The organism is Streptomyces sp. DH12, assembly GCF_020873895.1.
Taxonomy (GTDB): domain Bacteria; phylum Actinomycetota; class Actinomycetes; order Streptomycetales; family Streptomycetaceae; genus Streptomyces.
This window is the reverse complement of the sequence record NZ_JAHWGT010000269.1, coordinates 1-726: the sequence shown is the minus strand read 5'-3', so window position 1 is coordinate 726 and position 726 is coordinate 1. Positions and strand designations below refer to the sequence as shown.

At 73.1% G+C, this 726-nt stretch carries 1 protein-coding gene and 1 pseudogene; both read left to right on the top strand.

What is annotated here, in order from left to right; genetic code table 11:
* The coding region (locus LPA54_RS33960) for a BRCT domain-containing protein (RefSeq protein ID WP_306806581.1) at positions 1 to 553 on the top strand (553 nt) is incomplete at its 5' end.
* A 79-nt stretch (positions 554 to 632) separates the two neighbouring features.
* Positions 633 to 726: pseudogene (locus LPA54_RS33955) on the top strand (SURF1 family protein); the annotation flags it as partial.

The window sequence follows — 726 nt, the reverse complement described above, 5'->3', positions numbered from 1 at the left end:
GCCCAACCACAAGCTGGAGTCGCTCGCGGCGCACTTCGGCGTGGTGCAGCGCCGGGCGCACCACGCGCTGGACGACGCGCGCGTGCTGGCGGAGGCGTTCCGGCCCAGTCTGCGGGCCGCGGCGGCGGGCGGCGTACGGCTGCCGCTGCACGAGTGCCGGCCGCTCACCGAGTGGTCGGACCGGCCGCGCATCGGGCAGCAGGCGTCCTACGGCGGGCGGACACCCTCCAGTTGGCGCCCCTCCCGCAAAAGACCCGCATGCCCCTATCCCAACCCGGGCCGGTATGAACCGGGCAAACGTCTCAAGCAGGGCATGCGGGTGGCGTTCTCCGGGGACACGTCCACCGAGCGTGACCTCCTGGAGGACCGGGCGGCCGAGGCGGGGCTCCACGTGGCGACGAGCCTGTCCCGGCTCACCAGCCTTCTGGTGACCAACGACCCGGACTCGGGCACGTCGAAGACGGTCAAGGCCCGCCAGTACGGCACGCCGGTGGTCGACGAGGCCGCCTTCGGCCAGCTCCTCGCCGACGTCGAGCCCGCCTCGGAGGCCTGACCGCCCTCCCGGGCGCGGGAGGACGCGCGGGGACGTACCCGGCGCGGAGCACCTCGCGCCCGGGTTGTACCTTCGTGGGGTGTACCGCTTCCTGCTGTCCCGGCAATGGGTGACCCTCACGCTGGTCGCCCTGCTTCTCGTCCCCACGATGATCGCGCTGGGCATCTGGCAGA